General features: G+C 60.9%; 16 protein-coding genes. 6 read left to right on the top strand and 10 right to left on the bottom strand.

Annotated features, from left to right (window positions below):
- Positions 1–195 precede the first annotated feature (195 nt).
- Positions 196–693 carry a hypothetical protein gene (locus AC1RT6_RS03710; protein ID WP_079446781.1) on the top strand — a complete coding sequence of 166 codons (498 nt, stop codon included), beginning with the start codon at positions 196–198 and terminating at the stop codon, positions 691–693.
- Positions 694–990: 297 nt separating this feature from the next.
- Here AC1RT6_RS03710 and AC1RT6_RS03705 read toward each other — a convergent pair whose 3' ends face one another.
- Complete coding sequence (locus tag AC1RT6_RS03705) at positions 991–1,671, bottom strand: phosphatase PAP2 family protein (protein WP_079446782.1); 681 nt, start codon at positions 1,669–1,671, stop codon at positions 991–993.
- Between the two features lie 370 nt (positions 1,672–2,041).
- Between AC1RT6_RS03705 and AC1RT6_RS03700 the strand changes: the two genes are divergently transcribed.
- Both AC1RT6_RS03700 and AC1RT6_RS03695 read left to right on the top strand, forming a co-directional pair.
- Entirely contained in the window at positions 2,042–2,344 is a 303-nt protein-coding gene (locus tag AC1RT6_RS03700) for a hypothetical protein (RefSeq protein ID WP_173815970.1), read from the top strand.
- Between the two features lie 330 nt (positions 2,345–2,674).
- Entirely contained in the window at positions 2,675–3,253 is a 579-nt protein-coding gene (locus AC1RT6_RS03695) for an HdeD family acid-resistance protein (protein WP_079446784.1), read from the top strand.
- Between the two features lie 81 nt (positions 3,254–3,334).
- Here AC1RT6_RS03695 and AC1RT6_RS03690 read toward each other — a convergent pair whose 3' ends face one another.
- From AC1RT6_RS03690 to epmA, 3 genes are all read right to left on the bottom strand, one after another.
- Positions 3,335–3,595 carry a hypothetical protein gene (locus tag AC1RT6_RS03690; protein WP_079446785.1) on the bottom strand — a complete coding sequence of 87 codons (261 nt, stop codon included), beginning with the start codon at positions 3,593–3,595 and terminating at the stop codon, positions 3,335–3,337.
- A 101-nt stretch (positions 3,596–3,696) separates the two neighbouring features.
- Positions 3,697–4,797, bottom strand: a complete 1,101-nt coding sequence (locus AC1RT6_RS03685) for a lysine-2,3-aminomutase-like protein (RefSeq protein ID WP_472789766.1) — start codon at positions 4,795–4,797, stop codon at positions 3,697–3,699.
- Positions 4,794–5,837, bottom strand: coding sequence for an EF-P lysine aminoacylase EpmA (gene epmA, locus AC1RT6_RS03680; RefSeq protein ID WP_079446786.1), 1,044 nt, complete (start codon positions 5,835–5,837; stop codon positions 4,794–4,796). The genes AC1RT6_RS03685 and epmA overlap by 4 nt, the downstream gene beginning before the upstream one ends.
- A gap of 144 nt (positions 5,838–5,981) precedes the next feature.
- Between epmA and efp the strand changes: the two genes are divergently transcribed.
- Both efp and AC1RT6_RS03670 read left to right on the top strand, forming a co-directional pair.
- Positions 5,982–6,548 carry an elongation factor P gene (efp, locus tag AC1RT6_RS03675; protein ID WP_079446787.1) on the top strand — a complete coding sequence of 189 codons (567 nt, stop codon included), beginning with the start codon at positions 5,982–5,984 and terminating at the stop codon, positions 6,546–6,548.
- Positions 6,549–6,650: 102 nt separating this feature from the next.
- Positions 6,651–7,871 (top strand): lytic murein transglycosylase, encoded by a 1,221-nt coding sequence (locus AC1RT6_RS03670; RefSeq protein WP_472789769.1) that lies wholly within the window; start codon positions 6,651–6,653, stop codon positions 7,869–7,871.
- A gap of 45 nt (positions 7,872–7,916) precedes the next feature.
- On the opposite strand, the gene recJ is transcribed toward AC1RT6_RS03670, so the two are convergent.
- The 5 genes from recJ to AC1RT6_RS03645 all read right to left on the bottom strand — a co-directional run bounded on the left by recJ (position 7,917) and on the right by AC1RT6_RS03645 (position 14,042).
- Positions 7,917–9,758 carry a single-stranded-DNA-specific exonuclease RecJ gene (recJ, locus tag AC1RT6_RS03665; protein WP_079446789.1) on the bottom strand — a complete coding sequence of 614 codons (1,842 nt, stop codon included), beginning with the start codon at positions 9,756–9,758 and terminating at the stop codon, positions 7,917–7,919.
- A gap of 73 nt (positions 9,759–9,831) precedes the next feature.
- Positions 9,832–10,827, bottom strand: coding sequence for a class II fructose-bisphosphatase (gene glpX, locus AC1RT6_RS03660; RefSeq protein WP_079447015.1), 996 nt, complete (start codon positions 10,825–10,827; stop codon positions 9,832–9,834).
- A gap of 56 nt (positions 10,828–10,883) precedes the next feature.
- Positions 10,884–12,206, bottom strand: a complete 1,323-nt coding sequence (locus tag AC1RT6_RS03655; protein WP_079446790.1) for a homoserine dehydrogenase — start codon at positions 12,204–12,206, stop codon at positions 10,884–10,886.
- Positions 12,207–12,282: 76 nt separating this feature from the next.
- The gene (locus AC1RT6_RS03650) at positions 12,283–13,500 is read right to left on the bottom strand and encodes an LL-diaminopimelate aminotransferase (protein WP_079446791.1); all 1,218 of its coding nucleotides are present in this window, start codon (positions 13,498–13,500) and stop codon (positions 12,283–12,285) included.
- A gap of 230 nt (positions 13,501–13,730) precedes the next feature.
- Positions 13,731–14,042, bottom strand: a complete 312-nt coding sequence (locus AC1RT6_RS03645; protein ID WP_493029090.1) for a hypothetical protein — start codon at positions 14,040–14,042, stop codon at positions 13,731–13,733.
- Positions 14,043–14,327: 285 nt separating this feature from the next.
- On the opposite strand from AC1RT6_RS03645, the gene phaC reads away from it, so the two are divergent.
- Positions 14,328–16,133 carry a class I poly(R)-hydroxyalkanoic acid synthase gene (gene phaC, locus AC1RT6_RS03640; RefSeq protein WP_079447017.1) on the top strand — a complete coding sequence of 602 codons (1,806 nt, stop codon included), beginning with the start codon at positions 14,328–14,330 and terminating at the stop codon, positions 16,131–16,133.
- 380 nt (positions 16,134–16,513) lie between these two features.
- Here the strand turns inward: phaC and AC1RT6_RS03635 are convergent, their stop codons facing one another.
- Positions 16,514–19,048: an arylsulfatase gene (locus AC1RT6_RS03635; RefSeq protein WP_079446792.1), complete on the bottom strand. Its 2,535-nt coding sequence runs from the start codon at positions 19,046–19,048 to the stop codon at positions 16,514–16,516.
- Between the last annotated feature and the right edge of the window lie 201 nt (positions 19,049–19,249).

Here is a 19,249-nt window from a genome sequence, read left to right as displayed (position 1 = left end):
CCTGGATGGAACACCGTCGCTCTTTCTGGTCTTTTCGAAAATGCTGCGATGAGCAGACAGACCTCCGCAGACGCCGCCAATGGATGCGTGCGCCCCTGTACAAAATGTCGCAGCTCAGTCATACTTGGTAACTGGCTCGAAGGGAGACAACGCAACGTAAGCAATGCAACGTTAGCAACGCAAGGAGGCAACGTGATGAATGAACACGACCGCTCCAATCAGTTGATCGGGGGCATAGCCGTTATCTGCGTGATGTTTTTCGGCAGCATGGCCTTGGTATGGAGCAGTACCGGCCGGCTTACGAGCGAAGCGAAGGCGGCACCCGCCCCTGCACACCAGGCTGCGCCGCACGCCGATGCAACCGCCGGACTTGAACAACGCTTGCTCCTCCTCGAAGCCAAGATGAAGGCTCCGCCAACATCTGATGCTCAGCTCGATGCTAGGATCAAGGGCCTGGAGTCTCAGATCGCGGCCGTACAAACTAAGTTGGGCGCTTTCTCTGCGTCGGATTTCGATACTCTCAAGAGGAAGGTTGCCGAGACGGAAAATCCTGAGTCCATCAAGACGACCGTAGACGCTCTTCAAGCGGACGTAGGAAAGCTGAACACACGTCTCGATCAACTTTCGGAGCACGCTGCTTCTGCGTCTGCTCCGGAGACGAAACACAGTTCGCGGAAGTCGCACTCGAAATAAAACAGACGGGGCGGAGTTTGGCGCCGGGCTGTGACATACGGGAAATCAGGGCAACGGCGCACCTGTCGCTGTGTTGTTCCGTTGGCCTCCCGTGTGTAGCGGCTCGCTTAGGCCAGTGTCACCAAGCGCAGCCATGATGTCGTGAACTGACGGCTCCTGCGCGGCTGGAGCCGGCCTATCGTTTTGCCCAAGCAAAACTCTATAGCGTTTTCGAGCGAAGTGGATACCGGTTCGCGTGAAGAAAACGCGTCAAAAAAATGGAGTTCCGCTTCTGATGCCGCCGGAAGCGGAAGGGCTCTAGGAGTGAAGCATTCGCGCAAACACCTTTCCGAGGGCTTGCAAGCTCGGGAACAGGTCGAACGCTTCGGCCAAAAAAATGAATAAGAGTGCGTGAACAATATACAGACGGCCTTCGAACCACGTGAGCGCGCGTTCAAACAGGCCCTTTGGGTATGGAAGCGTGGCAAAAAGGAAAACGGTCGCCGGTCCAAGAATAAACGCCCCAAGAATGTCGCTTGGATAGTGGAGCCCGACAATGATCCGGGGAATCGCGACTATCGCCGCGACCCAAACAAAGCAGAACAGCCCGACCCACCGCTTTTCTACAAAAACCACAGCAGCGAGACTAAAAAACAAGGTCGCTGTGTCGCTCGGAAACGAATTCGTTCGGTCCCATGGTGTTCGCGGAATGACAGTATCCAGAGGAATTGCCAAGTCCAGAATTGGACGTATGTGAACTGCGGTGTGAAACTGTGACCAAACAGAAAGCATTGTCGCCAAACAGACCGCCAGCAGCCCGGCTAGCATACGACCGCGACGCTCCGGCTGATCACCGGAAAACCACAGGGCGACAAGAGAAAAGAACACCGGAAATCCCCTGAAAAGCGAATTGTTCGCGAGGTCCCAGAGGTTGTTGCTTCCTCCACCGAATGCGTTGAGCGTGAGCAGAACTTCTCTATCGAGACCCGTAATTGTCATAGTCAATAATTCATCGCATCAATTGAAACGGTGATCAGAACGAACGCAAAGCTACAATTTCCACGGCCCTGCTATTACGTGCAATCCGCTGCCGGTCAATAAAACAATCACGGTTGGCGGGTCGCTTCTAAACATTCCTTTTCCCCTTCAGTAAGCCTTCTTGCGAACGTTGGAATCGAGGATCACCCGCGTGTTGCTGTGCCTCACCCAGCGCCGTGAATGCTCATTAACCTTTGATTAACCAGAATCCGTCGACGCTTTCTCAGTCTCAATTCCTTCCTCCGCTGACGAATCGAAATCAGCGGATGATGGGTTCGGCTCTCGTTCTTTATTGCGGCTAAATGCAGCCGCGCAGAGTGAGGATTTTTTGATGGCTGATAGCGATAGCACCATCGCATGGCACCGCGCTCAATTGAAAAAGCATCGCGAAGCTCTGCGTGACATTGAGGTTCGCCGTTTCCGCTTTGGTGAAACCGCGGATCCGCGAGTGCGCGTCGAGACGCTGCGGATAGCGGCTAACCTACGGCGCAAGCTCACCGTCTCAGAGAAGGTCATCGGCGCTTACGAGAAACTTACACGGCGTCCGCTGACGACAGATTTTCGCAGTCTTGCCAACGTTCAGTGGAGCAATTGGAACAGTGCGCCCTGTAACGGAGAGGGTGTGCAGGTCTGAACGGCGACGTCTTGGTACGGATTGCCTGCCCCGTAAAGCAGGCTGGTTTGACCATGGCACCGTGCCGGTCGGGATTCCGGCTGCTGGTGATGAAGTTGGCATCTGCGTTCTCGGGTATCCTTTTCTAGTGGCGGGGACGAGCCGCGATCTCCGGCAAGTCCGACCATTGCTTCCTGGAGCCTTTCCGAAGGTCGCATTGATCAACGCGTCGTGAGATGACGCGAACTTTTGAACCGCGCAGCAGTCGGCATTTTTTGCTGCTTTTGGAGCCGTCGCGCGTTAAGCTGGTGCCCCGAGGGATGCGCGTTTCCGTTTCATGGAGCCCAGCCAATGACGACCCCTTCCCAAGATTTCGAACGCCTTCAGTTGAAAGTGAGCACGGAAGTCCGCGAGCATTGGAAGGCCTTCCTTTTCGAAGGCATCCTGCTCGTGCTTCTGGGGTTGGCTGTCATCGTCGTGCCACCCATGGCGAGCCTCGCCATCACGATCTTCCTCGGTTGGCTGTTTCTCGTTGGCGGCGTCGTCGGACTTGTCGCTACCTTCTGGGCACGAGGGATGCCGGGCTTTTGGTGGTCGTTGCTCTCGGCTGCGCTGTCGATTCTCGTCGGCATCCTGCTGGTGGTGCAGCCCGTACAGGGTATGTTGACGCTGACAATCTTGCTCGGCGCCTACTTCCTCGCCGAGGGTGCCGTCACGATCATGTACGCTCTTGAACATCGCCGCGAACTCTCGCTGCGGTGGGGCTGGCTGCTGACCGCGGGAGTGATGGACATCATCATAGCTGGCATTATCATCGTCGGCCTCCCGGGATCGGCGGCCTGGGCCATCGGGTTGCTGGTCGGCCTCAATATGATATTTGGCGGTACCACGTTGATTGGAATGGCGCTCGCCATGCGGAATGCGCGTTAGAGCGTTTTGCCTTCTGACAGACGTCAGATGAAGGCGCCAATCCGCAAACCTGATTACGTTACGAAATTCGACCCAGCTGCATCAGCAGCCGCGGCAGATGCTTTTAATCTTGCGTTTGAGGGCAGCATCCGCCGGATCGACCGGTGTCGGGTTCTCCGTGTCCGCCCTCTCCGGCGGCAAGTCGCTCGGGCGCGGCTGGCGATGACCGATCGGCGCGTCGTAACGCGAGGACTTGTCAACGCTTGAACCTGGTGACGACCCGTCCCTCGCTTGATACTGCCCAAGCGCCGCGGGCGCACCGACCAAGACCCCAAAAGCCGCCAACGCGATGATCTTGTTCATTTCGCTGCCTCCAACGTCCGAGATCGGCCTGTCAAGAACGGTTGAGAACGCGCAAACGTTCCGTGATTGATCCGTGACAAGCCAGCCGAACAGACGAACCTCTACAATACCGGCGGATAAAGGTGAACGCCGCCACAATAGTCGGTAATACGATAACGCAATTTTGGACCATGTTCACCTTCCCCGGATATTAAATCTGAGCGCGATAGATAATCCGGTCCCACAGGCACCTTTCCGTGCCCGCCGGGAATATCGAGAACATAATCCGGCTGACACAAGCCGGACACGCGACCACGTAGCGCACGCATTAAAACCTGGCCTTTTTCCAGGGTGGTTCGCAGATGTGCGGTGCCCGGCGCGAGATCCCCGTGATGCAGATAGTATGGCTTGATGCGGCATTCGACGAAGGCGCGCATCAGCGTCTCCAGCGTTGCTGCGTCATCGTTGACGCCGCGCAGCAGCACCGACTGGCTGACCATGGGAATGCCAGCGTCGACAATCCGCGCGCAGGCCGACCGCGCCGCCGCGGTCAGTTCGCGCGGGTGATTGGCGTGCAGCGCCAGCCATGTCGTGGCGCCGTCCGTCCGCAGGGCCGCCGCCATCTCGTCAGTGACCCGAGCGGGATCGGCCACCGGCACGCGCGTATGGACGCGGACGACCCTGACGTGATCGATTGCGGCAAGTTCGCCCATGATTTCGGCCAGCCGCCGCGGCGACAGCATCAGCGGATCGCCGCCGGTCAGGATCACTTCCCAGACTGCCGGATGCGACCGGATGTAATTGAGCGCGCCCGCGGTTGCGGATTTCGATAGCGCAGTTTCCTTGGCAGGTCCCACCATCTCGCGACGGAAGCAGAACCGGCAGTAGACAGCGCAGACGTGAACGAGCTTGAGCAGCACCCGGTCGGGATAACGATGAACGATGCCGTCCACCGGGGAATGGGCGTGATCGCCGATCGGGTCGGCGCGTTCGCCCGGTTGTGCAGCCAATTCATTGGCGCTTGGGAGATATTGCCGCGCGATCGGATCATCGGGATCGGTCGGATTGATCAGGGCGGCGACGTGCGGCGTGATCGCGATCGCATAGCGCGCGGCAACCTTCTCGAGATCGGCCAGCCCTGATGCGGGCGCGAGGCCATGGGCGATCAGGTCTTCCGGCCGCCGTAATGTCGAAACGACGCTCCTGTCGGTCTTGACGCTCATGCATCCTCCGCGGGCGGCGCCCATACTACCTGATCGATTCTCGACGCTCCGCTTGCCAGCATCACCAGCCGATCCAAGCCCAGCGCCACTCCGCCCGCTTCCGGCATTTGGGCCACGGCCGCAAGAAAATCTTCATCCAGCGGATAGCGCTCGCCGTAGCGGCTTTGCTTGTCGTTCATCGCTTGCACGAAACGGATGCGCTGTTCTGCGGCGTCGGTCAATTCGCCAAAGCCGTTCGCAAGCTCAACGCCGCAGGCATAGATCTCGAAACGCTCGGCGACACGGTTGTCGGACGGACTGACGCGCGCGAGCGCGGCTTCCGGCGCGGGATATTCGAATAGCACCGTCAACCGGCCCTGCCCGAGATGGGGCTCGACATGCTCGACCAGCACCTTGCTGAAGATATCCGACCAATTATCGTCGTCCGTGATCCGCACCTTCCCCTGCGCCGCCGCAGCCAGGGCCGGGCGGTCACCCTCGCGGCCGATGACGGTACTCAGGAGGTCGATCCCCGCGAAGCGGTCGAAAGCGGCGGCGACCGTCAACCGCTCCGGCTCGACGAACGGATCGGCCTGCCGGCCGCGAAATGAAAATCTCGGAATCCCGGTCGCTTGCGCCGCAATGGCGATCACGGCGATACAGTCGGCTATGACGACGTCATAGGAACTGCCAGCGCGATACCACTCCAGCATGGTGAATTCGGGCAGATGCAGCACGCCATGCTCGCGATCCCGAAACGCCCGCGCGAACTCCACGATCTTCTGTTCACCGGCCACCAGCAGCTTCTTGCAGGCGAATTCCGGGGAAGTGCGCAAGTGGCGCGTGACTCGGTCGCCGCCCGGCATCGTCAGCGTGGTGTTGAGCGCGTGAAGGTGGGTTTCGTTGCCCGGCGACACCTGCAAAACGCCGGTTTCGACCTCTACGAACCCCCGCGTGTCGAACCAGGCCCGCAGCGCCTTCGTCACGGTCCTGCGCGCTTCCAGAAACGGCCTCCGGTCCGCGTGCCTTGCCCGGTCCCACCAGGGTGAAATCCGATTCATCCATCCTCAGCAATCGACCGGAATTAGCCGCAACCCACTGGCGCGAGCGAACCAAATCAGTATGTTGCGGCCCGAAGCCGCCTCAACGGCCGCAGGACGCCCCCGTCCGGACCGGTCTCGAGCCAAACCTTAGGAAATCCAGCCGTGAGAGTCATCGCCAGTTCTATTCGCAAGGGCAACGTCATCGAGCAAGACGGCAAGCTCTACGTGGTCCTCACCGCGGAGAACATCCACCCCGGCAAGGGAACCCCGGTCAGCCAAATCGAGATGCGGCGGATCAGCGACGGCGTGAAAATTTCCGAGCGCTACAAGACCACAGACCAGGTCGAACGCGCCACCATCGAGGATCACAACTTCACGTTCCTCTATGAAGACGCCGACGGCTTCCACTTCATGAATGCGGAGACCTACGATCAGGTTCAGGTGCCTAAGGAGGTCGTGGGCAACGCCGCGCCCTACCTGCAGGAAAACATGGTGGTGAAACTGTCCCTGCACGACATGGTGCCGGTGGCGATCACGCTACCGCAGCGGGTGACGCTCGAAGTGGTCGACACCGAGCCGGTCACCAAGGGGCAGACCGCCTCCTCATCCTACAAGCCCGCGGTGCTGTCGAACGGCGTCCGCACCGGCGTGCCGCCCCATGTCGGCGTCGGCACGCGGATCGTGGTCATGACCGAGGACGGCTCTTACGTCGAGCGCGCCAAGGACTGACAACCTAACAAGCACTGATCCCGAAGGCTGTCCGAGGAGTCGAGGTTCCCGCAACGCAATGAGGCTTTGCTGCGGGGTGCTTCCCTCCGTTATGCTCGTTGCATGACAATCCTCGATTCTCACATCCGGCTCAGCCGGCGCAGCGCGCTGCAATGCCTTGGAGCGTTGGCAGCGCTTGCGCCCTTCCCCACTCTTGCCGCCCCGCCTCAGGGCTTCGAGCCATGGCGCGACGGCTTTCGCGCCCGCGCGCTGGCAAAGGGCATCTCAGACGCGACTTGGAGCCGCTGCATGGGCCGGATCGAGCCGGACATGAGCGTGTTCAAGCAGATGCGCAACCAGCCGGAGTTCCACGAAAAGACCTGGCAATACATCAACCGTCGCGTCTCGGACTGGCGGATCACCGCAGGCAAGGAGGCGCTTCGGAAGAACGAGGCACTGTTCGCGCGGATCGAACACGATTTCGGCGTCGAGCGCGGCACACTGCTGGCACTGTGGGGGGTTGAATCCGCGTTTGGCGATCCGCTGGTTCAGAAGAACCACATGCGCCCGGTGTTTCCTTCACTGGCAGCGCTCGCCTGGAATGAACCACGACGGCGCAGCTATTGGGAAACCGAACTGATCAATGCATTGCGCATCGTGAACAAGGGTTGGAGCACGCCCGAAGAGATGCGCGGCTCATGGGCCGGCGCGATGGGACACACCCAATGGATGCCCGAGGTCTGGCTCAACGTCGGCATGGACTACGATCACGACGGCCGGGTCTCGCCATTTGGAAAACCCGACGACGCGCTGGGCTCGACCGCGCGCTATCTGGTCAACCGTGGGAAATATCATCGCGGCGAACATTGGGGTTATGAGGTGCGCGCACCCGGCGGCGCGAGCGGCAGCCGCAGTTATGCCGCGTGGGCGGCGGCCGGCGTGCAACGCGCCGACGGCAAGGCGTTTCCGCAGCCGAATGCATCGGCCAAACTCTGGGTCCCGGAACCGGGCGGCCCGGTGTTCCTGCTTGGGCCGAATTTCTACGCGGTTCGCAGCTATAATCCGTCGATGAACTATGCATTGGCAATCTGCCATCTCGGCGATCGCATTCTCGGGGCGTCGCCTTTCCTTCATCCATTCCCCGGTTCGGAACGTGCGCTCACGCTCGCGGAAGTGCAGGAAGTGCAGACGCGCCTGACCAAAGCCGGATTCGATACCGGCGGCACCGACGGCCGCGTCGGCAACGACACCATGAAGGCAGTGAAGGATTTTCAGACCCGCGTCGGATTGCCGACCGACGGCTATGCCGGACTCGAGGTGCTTGGACGACTGCGCGCACAATAACCTGGCGCCTTGCCCTCCAACGATTGCGGTCAGCGCAACAATCGATCAGCGAATAACCGCTGGCCCGGGATCGGGCGTCGCCACATCCACCACGCGCAACTGCACACGCTCCGCGCCCTGCCAGCGGTCCACTGCCAGCGATCCCGCCACATGCAGCGGTTGTCCCCGCATTTGCGCTAGCGTGTTGCCGAGCGGCTGGCCGACCGCGCGAAACGCGATGCCGTTTACGATAGCCCCGTCTCCGGATTTGAATCGCAACCGAAGATGCGCCTGCCCGACCTCGTCGGCATGGATCAACTGGTGCGACGGCAACGCCACCACCGGCTCGGGGTTGCCCGCGCCGAACGGTCCCGCGCGATTGAGTGTCGCCACGAACTCGGGCGTCGCCGCCCTCGCGCTGACCGCGCCATCAATGAAAAGCTCGCGGACGTGGCGCGACCGCGCGACATCGGCAGCGAGCGCTGTTTCCATGTAGGCGCGGAATTCCGCGAGCCGTTCTTTCCGAAGCGTGACGCCGGCCGCCATGGCGTGGCCGCCGCCCTTGAGCAGAACGCCGTCTGCCACGGCCCCCCGCACCGCCTTCCCGAGATCGACGCCGCCGATGGAACGGCCCGATCCGGTTCCGATGCCGCCCGGCTCCATCGCGACAACGAAGGCCGGTCGGGAAAACTTGTCCTTCAGCCGCGACGCGACGAGACCGACCACGCCCGGATGCCAGCCCTCGGACGCCGTGACGATGACAGATCCTTTGTCCTCGAGACCGAGCGAGGCCAGCGCCTCGGCTTCGGCCTGCGCTTCGGCCGCCTGCTCGATCACGCGGCGCTCGGTATTGAGGCGATCGAGTTCGGCGGCGATCCGCGCAGCTTCCGAGACATCGCCTTCCAGCAGCAGCCGCACGCCGAGATCGGCGCGTCCGATGCGGCCGCCGGCATTGATGCGCGGTCCCAGCATGAAACCGAGATGCCAGGCTTCCGGCGGACCGTTCAGCCGCGCCACGTCCATCAGCGCGGTATGGCCGACATGATCGCGGCGGCGCAGCGCGATCAACCCCTTCGCGACGAAGGCGCGGTTGAGGCCGGTCAGCGGCGCGACATCGGCGACCGTGCCGAGCGCGACATGATGCAGCATGTTCAGGAGATCCGGCTCCGGCCGCTCGTCACCCCAGAAGCCGCGCTGGCGCAGCTCGCGGTTCAACGCGACCAGCGTCACCAATACGAGACCGACGGCGGCGAGATGTCCGAGCCCGGAAAGATCGTCCGGCCGGTTCGGATTCACCAGCGCCTCGACCTCGGGCAGGTCGTCGCCACATTGGTGATGGTCGATTACGACGACCGACATGCCCCGCTGTCTTGCGACCGCCAGCGGCTCGATGCTCGTGGTGCCGCAGTCCACGGTCACCAGCAACGTCGCGCCCCTGCCCGCGAGCGCGTCGATCGCATCGACGTTCGGACCATAGCCTTCGAAAATGCGGTCCGGGATATGGATTAGCGGATCGAGGCCGCAATGTCGCAGATGCCAGGCGAGAAGCGCCGCAGAGGTCGCGCCGTCGACGTCGTAATCGCCGAAGATAGCAACCTTCTCGCCGCGCATCGCGGCATCTGCGAGCCGCTTGGCGGCCGCCTCCATTTGCGTCACGGTGAACGGATCGGGCATCAGCCGGCGGATGGTGGGGTCGAGAAAATCCTCAACGGCATCGATTTCGACGCCACGTCCGGCGATCACCCGCGCCAGCATTTCCGGTAGCCGATGGCGCTGAGTGATCGCCAGTGCGCGCGCCGTGCCGCGCGGATCGAGGCGATCACGCCACAGACGGCCGGTCGCCGAATGCGACACACCGAGAAAGGCATCAGGCGCTTCGATCGGCAACGCGGAGGCTGGCAAGGTCATGATGTCGTCCGTGCCTTGCGAGAATATAGAAAGCAGGGGCGACAGCGTAGCCTCTCCCCGCCATGAGCATGACTCAGTCCAGGTCGAACTTGTCCAATTGCCGGTGTGCGGCCTTGATACGGCGCACCGTTCCGCTCACCGAGCGCATCACCACCGTGTCAGTCTTGATCACGTCTTTGCCGAACCGGACACCCGACAGCAGCGAGCCCGTCGTCACGCCTGTAGCGGCAAACAGGCAATCGCCTTTCACCATATCCTCGATCTCGTATTTCTTTCTCGGATCCTTGATCCCCATTTTCAGGGTACGCTCGCGGAGCACCTCGCTGTCGATAATGAGACGGGTCTGCATCTGGCCGCCGATGCAGCGGAGCGCCGCTGCCGAAAGCACGCCTTCCGGCGCGCCGCCGCTACCGAGATAAATGTCGATTCCCGTTCGCGGCTCCGCGGTGTGAATGACGCCGGTGACGTCCCCGTCGCTGATAAGGCTCACCGCGGCGCCGAGTTTGCGAAGCGCGGCGATCTTCGCCGCATGGCGCGGCCGGTCAAGCAGGATGGCAGTGATGTCAGTCGGCTTGACGCCCTTGGCCTTGGCCAGATTGATGATGTTTTCTTCGACCGGCGCGTCGAGATCCACCGTGCCCTTCGGATAGCCGGGACCGATCGCGATCTTGTCCATGTAGCAGTCCGGTGCGTGAAGCAGCGTGCCGCTTTCGGCCATCGCGATGGTGGCGATTGCGCCCGGCATGTTCTTGGCGCACAGCACAGTCCCCTCGAGCGGATCGACGGCGATATCGACCTGGGGGCCGCGTGTGTTGCCGACTTTCTCACCGATGAACAGCATCGGCGCCTCGTCGATCTCGCCCTCGCCGATCACGACCGTGCCGTTGATCGGCAATTTGTTGAGTTCGCGTCGCATCGCATCGACCGCAGCCTGATCGGACGCCTTTTCCATGCCGCGCCCGCGCAGCCGCGCCGCCGACACCGCCGCCCGCTCCGTCACGCGCGCGATCTCGAGCGTCAGGAGGCGCTCGCGCACCTGCTCCGGCGGGACGGAATTCTGTGTCGGCATCGTCTCAACTCCCTCGGGCAGCGTGGAGGCCCCTGCGTCGGCACGAAAATCCTCGTTCAATTCTTCTCGATTCGTATGACCTGCGGGCGGCCCGTGATGACCTTGTCAGCCCGCACCGCATGGAGCGCGCGATGCACCGCATCCTCGTGGGTTGCATAGGTGATCAGGAGCACCGGAACCGGCGAAGTCGGCGTGTCGGATTCCTCGTCATCCAGCTTGCCGTTGGGATGACGCTGGACGATCGATTCGATTGAAATCTTCTGCTCGGCCAGCCGCGTGGCGATGGTCGCAGCGGTGCCGGCGAAATCGCGTGCCATCAGCCTGATGTAATAACCGCCCTCGTGGCGCTCCATCGGTGCCTTCTCGGTCGCGCGCAGCTTCGCCGTGGGACGGCCGAACGGCAAAGCCCGAATGCCGGACGCGACATCGGCGATATCTGCCACCACGGCGGACGCAGTCGCGGCTCCGCCGGCACCCGGACCGACAAGCGTGATCGGAGGGATGCCGTCGCCATCGATGGTCACCGCGTTGGTGACGCCCATGACCTGTGCGATAGACGACGTCTTCGGCACCATGGTCGGATGCACCCGCTGCTCGATGCCTTTTGAGGTTCGCACCGCGACCCCCAGCAGCTTGACCCGGTAGCCAAGTTCCTCAGCGGCGCGAAGATCCTCCGGCGCGATCGAGGAAATGCCTTCGACATAGACCGCGCTCTGCGCAACACGCGTGCCGAAAGCCAGGCTCGCCAGGATCGACAGCTTTTGCGCGGTGTCGTGCCCGTCCACATCGAACGACGGATCGGCTTCGGCATAGCCGAGACGCTGGGCGTCCTTCAGGCATTCGGCGAACGACAGGCCTTCCTTCTCCATCCGCGTCAGGATGTAGTTACAGGTGCCATTGAGAATGCCGTAGACGCGATTGATCGTGGTTCCCGCAAGCCCTTCGCGCAGCGTCTTGATGACGGGAATGGCGGCGCCGACCGCGGCTTCGTAGTTCAACGCGCCGTGGTGTTGTTCGGCGAGAGCGGCGAGCCGCAGACCGTGCTTGGCGATCAGCGCCTTGTTGGCCGTCACCACCGACTTGCCGGATTTCAGGGCCGCCTCGATCGCCGAGTGCGCCGGATCGCCTGAACCGCCCATCAGCTCAACGAAGCAGTCGATGCCGGGATCGTTCGCCAGCGCCAGGGCGTCCTTAGCCCATGCTATGTCGGTCAGGTCGACGTCGCGTTTCTTGGTTTTCGAGCGCGCTGCAACAGCGACGACGCGAACGCCGCGTCCGCAGCGTGCTGACAGCGCGCGGCTTTGCTGTTCTATCAGTCGGACGACGGCGGACCCGACAGTTCCGAGCCCCGCGATGCCCACTTTCAGTGGTGCGACCATAACAAACCTGCTGGAAAACCGGCGTGCAGGGCACGATCCGAGCGAAAGACCGGAAAGCCGTTCTCCGGACTGGCGCCTACCGCCGGTTGGCGAGAGGAACCACGTTGTGCAACGTTTCAATGCCGCTTTCAAGGAAGTGGCGAACGCCCCGTGCGGCCTGGCGAATTCTCTGCTCGTTTTCCACCATGGCGATGCGGACATAACCTTCGCCGTGCTCGCCGAAACCGACACCGGGCGAAACCACGACGCCCGATTTCTCAACCATCAGGGTCGAGAACTGCATGCTCCCGAGATCACGAAAACGTTCGGGCAGCGGCGCCCATGCGAACATGGAGGCCTGAGGTGGCGGAATCACCCATCCGGCACGGCCGAACGATTCAACCAGTATATCACGGCGCTTGCGATAGATCTCGCGCATCTCCCGGATGCAGGTGTCGGGGCCGTTCAGCGCCGCCGTGGCCGCCACCTGCACGGGCGTGAAAGCCCCGTAATCGAGGTAGGATTTGACACGCGCCAGCGCCGCGATGATGCGTTCGTTGCCGACCGCGAAACCGATGCGCCAGCCGGCCATCGAAAACGTCTTCGACATCGAGGTGAACTCCACGGTGACGTCGAAAGCGCCGGGCACCTGTAGCACCGAAGGCGGCGGGTTATCGTCGAAATAGACTTCGGAATAAGCGAGATCGGACAGAATGAAGATCTCGTGCTTCTTCGCGAACGCGACGAGATCCTTATAGAAATCGAGACTCGCCACCTGTGCCGTCGGGTTCGACGGGTAGCAGACGATCAGCCCGATCGGTTTCGGAATGGAATGGATGATCGCGCGCTCGCAGGCGGCGAAAAAATCCGGCGTCGGCGACGACGGCACGGAGCGGATCACGCCGCCAGCCATCAAAAAGCCGAATGCATGAATCGGGTAGCTGGGGTTTGGACAGAGCACCACGTCGCCCGGCGCGGTGATTGCCTGAGCGACGTTCGCAAAACCTTCCTTGGAGCCGAGCGTCGCCACGATCTGCGTATCGGGATTGAGCTTCACGCCGAAGCGGCGGGCATAGTAACCCGCCTGAGCCTTCCGCAGGCCGGTGATGCCGCGCGAAGCTGAATAGCGGTCGGTCTTGGGTTTGCCGAGGGTTTCCTTGAGTTTTTCGATGACGTGGCGCGGCGTCGGCAAGTCCGGGTTGCCCATACCGAGGTCGATGATATCGGCTCCGGCGTTCCGTGCAGCCGCCTTGGCGCGATTGATCTGTTCGAACACGTAAGGCGGCAGACGGCGGATGCGATAAAACTCTTCCATAAGTCCTGGCTCCAGGCCGGATTGACGAGGCGATCGCCCATTGCCTCGATGAAGTCGACGAAGCTTCAGCAGAAAACGTGTGTATTCAAAAGCTTGGCATATTCAAGCGTTAGCTCTCCGACGTCGAGGTCTGACGTTTCAGGCGCAGCCTTCTGCTTGAATCATCTCTCTTAACACGGACACCCTGCTCTGCCATCACTTCGCGTGTTTTATAGCGTTTTCGAGCGAAGTTATCTGGGTTCCGAGCCGTGGTCCTGTGAGGCGTGAGCCTGGTGGTCGCGCGCGTCGATCAGTTCCTTTTCGACCCGCGCCTGCTCGGCACGATCCATCGCCGCATGATCTCTTGGGGCGGGAAGGTCATGCACCGCAGGATAGGATGATACGTCGTGGGACCGTTCCGCCGCACCCGACGGAGCCTCGAAAGGTAGATCGGCAATCGATGTGCAGCCTCCGAGCGCCTGCGACATCAACGCCAATGCGGCGGTGCAGGCGATCACGGGTCCCGCACGTCTGCTCGTCCGTCGTTGTGATGCTACCGTCACGCTGCTCACATCGTCCCGCCCAAGCTTGCGCCGGTAAATGTTTGTTTTATCAAACCTAATCGTAGGCGAGACCATTATGCTTCCGAAAATATTAAAACTTCGAAATCCAAGAAGGTGCGGCCATTTCAATCGAGTCATCACGGCCCATGTATGGCGGGATCAAGAAGTGTTGTCGCACGGCACCACATCGAATCAGGCAACAAGTCCCCAAGACTATGTCATGATCCAATGCCCGCCATTGGCAACCTGCGTGACGGAATGATGAACAAGCCCTCAGACGCGTCCATGAGCGAGGTATCCACCGATACCAAGCCGAAGACGGGGTTCGACTCCGACACCTTCGCGATGAATCTTGCGAATGCCATGCAAAACGGTGGCAGGGCGCTGGCCGCTTATCTTAAGGCTCGTGAGCACGACCAGACCCCCGACAACTCGCCGACCGAGTTCGCCGAGTTGATCAAGACCGTCAGCACGGTCTGTGAATACTGGCTGTCGGACCAGACCCGGGCCGTCGAATTACAGGCAAAGCTCGGCGCATCCTATATGGAGCTTTGGGGTTATGCCGCGCGCCGCCTGGCCGGCGAAGAGGTCAGGCCAGCCATCGAGCCGGAACCGCGCGACAAACGCTTCGCTGATCCGGAATGGCGGTCGAACCTGATCTTCGATTTCCTGATGCAGGCGTATCTGTTGACGACGAAATGGACGAACGAACTGGTTCGCGACGCCCAAGATCTCGATCCGCATACCCGCAAGAAGGCGGAATTCTACGTCACGCAGTTCACCAACGCCGTCGCGCCATCCAATTTCGTGATGACCAACCCCGAGGTGCTCCGCGAAACCTTCGCCTCCAACGCCGACAATCTGGCGCGCGGCATGAAGATGCTGGCGGAAGACATCGAGGCCGGTAGAGGCGCGCTGCGCATCCGCCAATCAGATTCCGCCGGGCTCGCGGTTGGCGTCAACCTGGCGACGACGCCGGGCAAAGTGATCTATCAGAACGAACTGATGCAACTGATCCAGTATTCGCCGAGCACCGAAAACGTGCTGCGGACGCCGCTGCTGATCGTGCCGCCATGGATCAACAAGTTCTACATCCTCGATCTCAAGCCGGAGAAATCATACATCAAGTGGTGTGTGGACCAGGGCATCACCGTGTTCGTGATATCCTGGGTTAATCCGGACGGACGGCTCGGGGAAAAGACCTTCGAGGACTACATGAAGGAAGGTCCGCTCGCCGCGATGGATGCCATCGAAAAGGCCACCGGAGAGACAAAGGTGCATACCGCCGGCTACTGCGTCGGCGGCACTCTGCTTGCCGCTACGCTGGCATGGCTTGCGAATAAGCGGCGGCCGCGCGTGAGGTCGGTGACCTTCTTCGCCGCTCAGGTGGACTTCACCCATGCCGGCGATCTGCTGATATTCGCTGACGAGGATCAGATCTCCGCGCTCGAACGCGACATGAAGCGGTCCGGCGTGCTGGAAGGCAGCAAGATGGCGATGACCTTCAACATGCTGCGCTCCAACGACCTGATCTGGTCCTACGTCGTCAGCAACTATCTCAAGGGCAAGGCACCACCCGCCTTCGATCTTCTGCACTGGAATTCAGATGCCACGCGGATGCCGGCGGCCAACCACTCCTTTTATCTGCGAAACTGTTATCTTGAGAATCGCCTTTCCACCGGCTCGATGGTGCTCGACAATACCTTGCTCGACCTTTCGAAGGTCAAGGTGCCCGTCTACAATCTCGCGACCCGCGACGATCACATCGCGCCGGCGGAATCGGTGTTGTACGGCTCGCGCTTTTTTGGCGGTCCGGTACGCTTCGTGCTGTCGGGATCGGGCCACATCGCAGGTGTGATCAATCCACCCGCGCGCGGCAAATACCAGTATTGGACCAACGACAAGCTCCGCAACAAGACTCTCGCCCAGTGGCTGAAGGGTGCGGAGGAACATAAGGGTTCGTGGTGGCCGGACTGGCTCGCATGGCTGCGAAATATCGACGGCAAGGAGATCGCGGCGCGCGAGGTCGGGGCCGGCGCGCTACCACCGATCGAGGATGCACCGGGCAGCTATGTCCGCGTGCGCTCGTGAGATACGCAGTTGATTTGATGCGCTTTCTTCACGCGAACCGGATTTTACTTCGCTCGAAAACGCTATAAGTCGCGGCTTTGCGGGCCACGCATCAAGAGAGCGGTCAATATGAGATGAAGGATGACTGCCAGCCACAGAAGGACGCCGTTCAATCCGCCTGCGAAACCGAGGTAAGCCAAATATAGGGGCGACGGCTCCGCTGTAGATCAACATGCCCGCGCGTGGCGGCCACCTTGGCCAGCAGGCTATCCCCAAGGCAATCAGCGCAGCGACACCGGAAAGCTGCTCGTCCAGCAACAACTGGTCCACCAGCGACGGGGCGATCAGCAGTGCCAATCCCGTTGCAGCTTCGCTGACGGCAGTGAACGCCGATGCGCCCTTCATTTCTTTCCAACGTTCGCGGATGGTTTTTGAGGCTTCGCCTCGCCAATGGAATCCGGCTCCGGCGCCGGCATTGGTCCGAGCTCTGCCTTGGCTTGCGCCGGATCCTTCAGCACTGGTCCGAGCTTGAACGTCAGCTTGTTGATCTTGCCCGTGAACTTGAACGGAGGATCGTAGCGATACTCGAGCATCGCGACACCGGTGCGGGTGTCCTGGCCGACGTCGAAGGTCTCGTCCTCCGAGAACCCGACAGGCGTGCCGTGTTCAATGGGTTTTCGGTCTACTTCCTTGCCGTCAACTGAAAGTACGCCCGTGCCGCCCGTTCCCAATCCCGGCCCATCGGGCTTGAAGTCGAAAACGATGGTGTGCTTGCCCGCGCTCAACTCCGGTCCCGACCAGATCGTGCGCTTCAGGTTGAGAAGGTTATAGAGGAACACAGGCTTGCCCCGCCGAAAGCCCGCCACACCCTTGCTCAGAAACAGCCCGTAGCCGCCGAAGCGCCCGCCTTCGGTGACGATCATGCCTTCAGCGCCGCCCTCGGGAATCTCGATCTCGGCGGTGATGGTATAGGACTTGTTGAGGATGCTCGGCGCAGCGCTTGCCGGCACACCGGTCAGTCCGCCCGAATAGGTGAATACCGTCTGCCCTGCGGTCAGGCTTGGACGCGGCGTATTCCAACGCGCGAGCGTCGTGTTATCGAGCGGCAGCACGTTGTACTTCTTCGCCTCGACATCGAAGATAGCTTGCAGTTCCTTGACTTTGTCCGGCATCTCGGCGGCCAGATCATTAAACTGGGTAGGGTCTTCCTGGACGTTATAAAGCTCCCACTTGTATCCCGTGATCACATCCGGTGGAGGCGCGCTGCTTAGCTTCCATGGAAGCGTCATCGGTGTCGTGGCCGCAACCCATCCATCGTGATAGATGGCGCGATTACCGAGCATCTCGAAATATTGAGTCGTGTGCGTCGTCTTGGCGTCGGCGTTAGCGCTGTCCCATGTGTACGCCATACTCACCCCTTCCATAGGGCTCTGTTTGAAACCGTCGATCGTCTCAGGTTGCGAAATGCCGGTCGCTTCGAGGATGGTTGGAGCGATGTCGATGACATGATGGAATTGGCGACGGATAGCTCCGGCATCGTTGATATGGCCAGGCCAGGACATGACGACGCCTTGGGCGGTCCCACCAAAATGCGACGACACTTGCTTGACCCACTTGAATGGAGTGTCCATCGCCCAGGCCCACGGCGCAGCAAAATGCGGGAAAGTCTTGTCCGAGCCCCAGAATGGGTACCAGAGGTACTGAGCCTTTACCGGCACCGTGACACCATTGAAGGTCGTGAACTCGTTGGGCGTACCGTTGATCATGCCTTCGGCGCTCGCGCCGTTGTCACCGCCGATATAGATGATCAAGGTGTTGTTCAGCTCTCCGAGATCTTCGATGGCCTGGATGACGCGGCCGATCTCATGGTCTGCGTAAGCGAGGTACGCCCCATAGACATCGGCCTGCTTGATGAAGAGTTTCTTCTCCAGCAAACCGAGCGAGTCCCATTGCGGCAATTCCTTCGGCCACGGCGTCAGCTTGGCATTTTCCGGCATAATGCCCAGGCGTTTCTGGTTGGCGAAGATTTTCTCGCGCACTTTGTTCCAGCCCTCATCGAACAGGTGCATACCGCCGATCTTCTCGATCCACTCCGGTGTCGGATGATGTGGCGCGTGGGTTGCGCCTGGCACGTAATAGACAAAGAACGGCTTGTCGGGCGCAATCTCCTTGAGTTGCTTGATGTGCTGGATGGCTTCGTCGGCCATGGCGGTTTCCAGATTCCAGCTGGGATTGCCCTGGAAAGGATAGATAGCCGTGGTGTTGCGGAACAGGTTCGGCTGCCACTGGCTGGCGTCACCGCCGACAAAACCATAGAAATACTCGAAGCCCATGCCGTTAGGCCATTGATTGAAAGGCCCTGCCTGACTCGACTGGAACGAGGGTGTGTTGTGGTCCTTGCCGAACCACGAGGTCGCGTACCCGTTCGCTTTCAGGATGGTGCCGATGGTGCCCTTCTCGATCGGAATGATCGAGTCGTAACCCGGGAATCCCGTCGATATTTCACCGACCACTCCGAAGCCGACCGAATGATGGTTGCGGCCGGTGATAAGGGCCGCTCGCGTCGGTGAGCACAGCGAAGTGGAATGGAAATTGGTGTACCGCAGGCCCTGTGCAGCGATGCGATCCATTGCGGGCGTGGGAATAACACCGCCGAAGGTGCTCGGTGCCCCGAAACCTTGGTCGTCCGTCATGATGAGCAACACGTTGGGAGCGCCCTTCGGCGGCACGACACGGGGCGCCCACCAGGCGGTTGACTCCGAGGCCTTCTCCTTGATCATCCCGCCGAATGCTGGCGGGGGCGGTGGAATCTGCTTCCCGTCGATGGTGGTCGTGGCACCGGGTGAACCTGGAACACCCGTGACCTGCTGAGCAAATGCCGAGACAGAACTCAGGACGAAAAGACTCGCGCCTGCAAGCAAACTACTGAGTTTCATTGAATGCCTCCGCGGCTCAAAAAAGAAAGCCTGAATGCACCCAACTTGCCGATGTTGACTTGGATCAAAGCACAAATTGAGGAGGGATCAGCGCCAGCCGCCGATCGAGGATGCGCCGGACAGCTACGTCCGCGTGCGCTCGTGAGATGACCCGCTTGCGCCCGATGGACTACCAATAGCATCCCAAGGCGCGCGCGAGCA

The sequence above is a fragment of the Nitrobacter sp. MLSD-S21 genome (assembly GCF_058809865.1).
The sequence above is the reverse complement of the archived record's forward strand: the minus strand, read 5'-3'. Positions and strand labels throughout refer to the sequence as shown.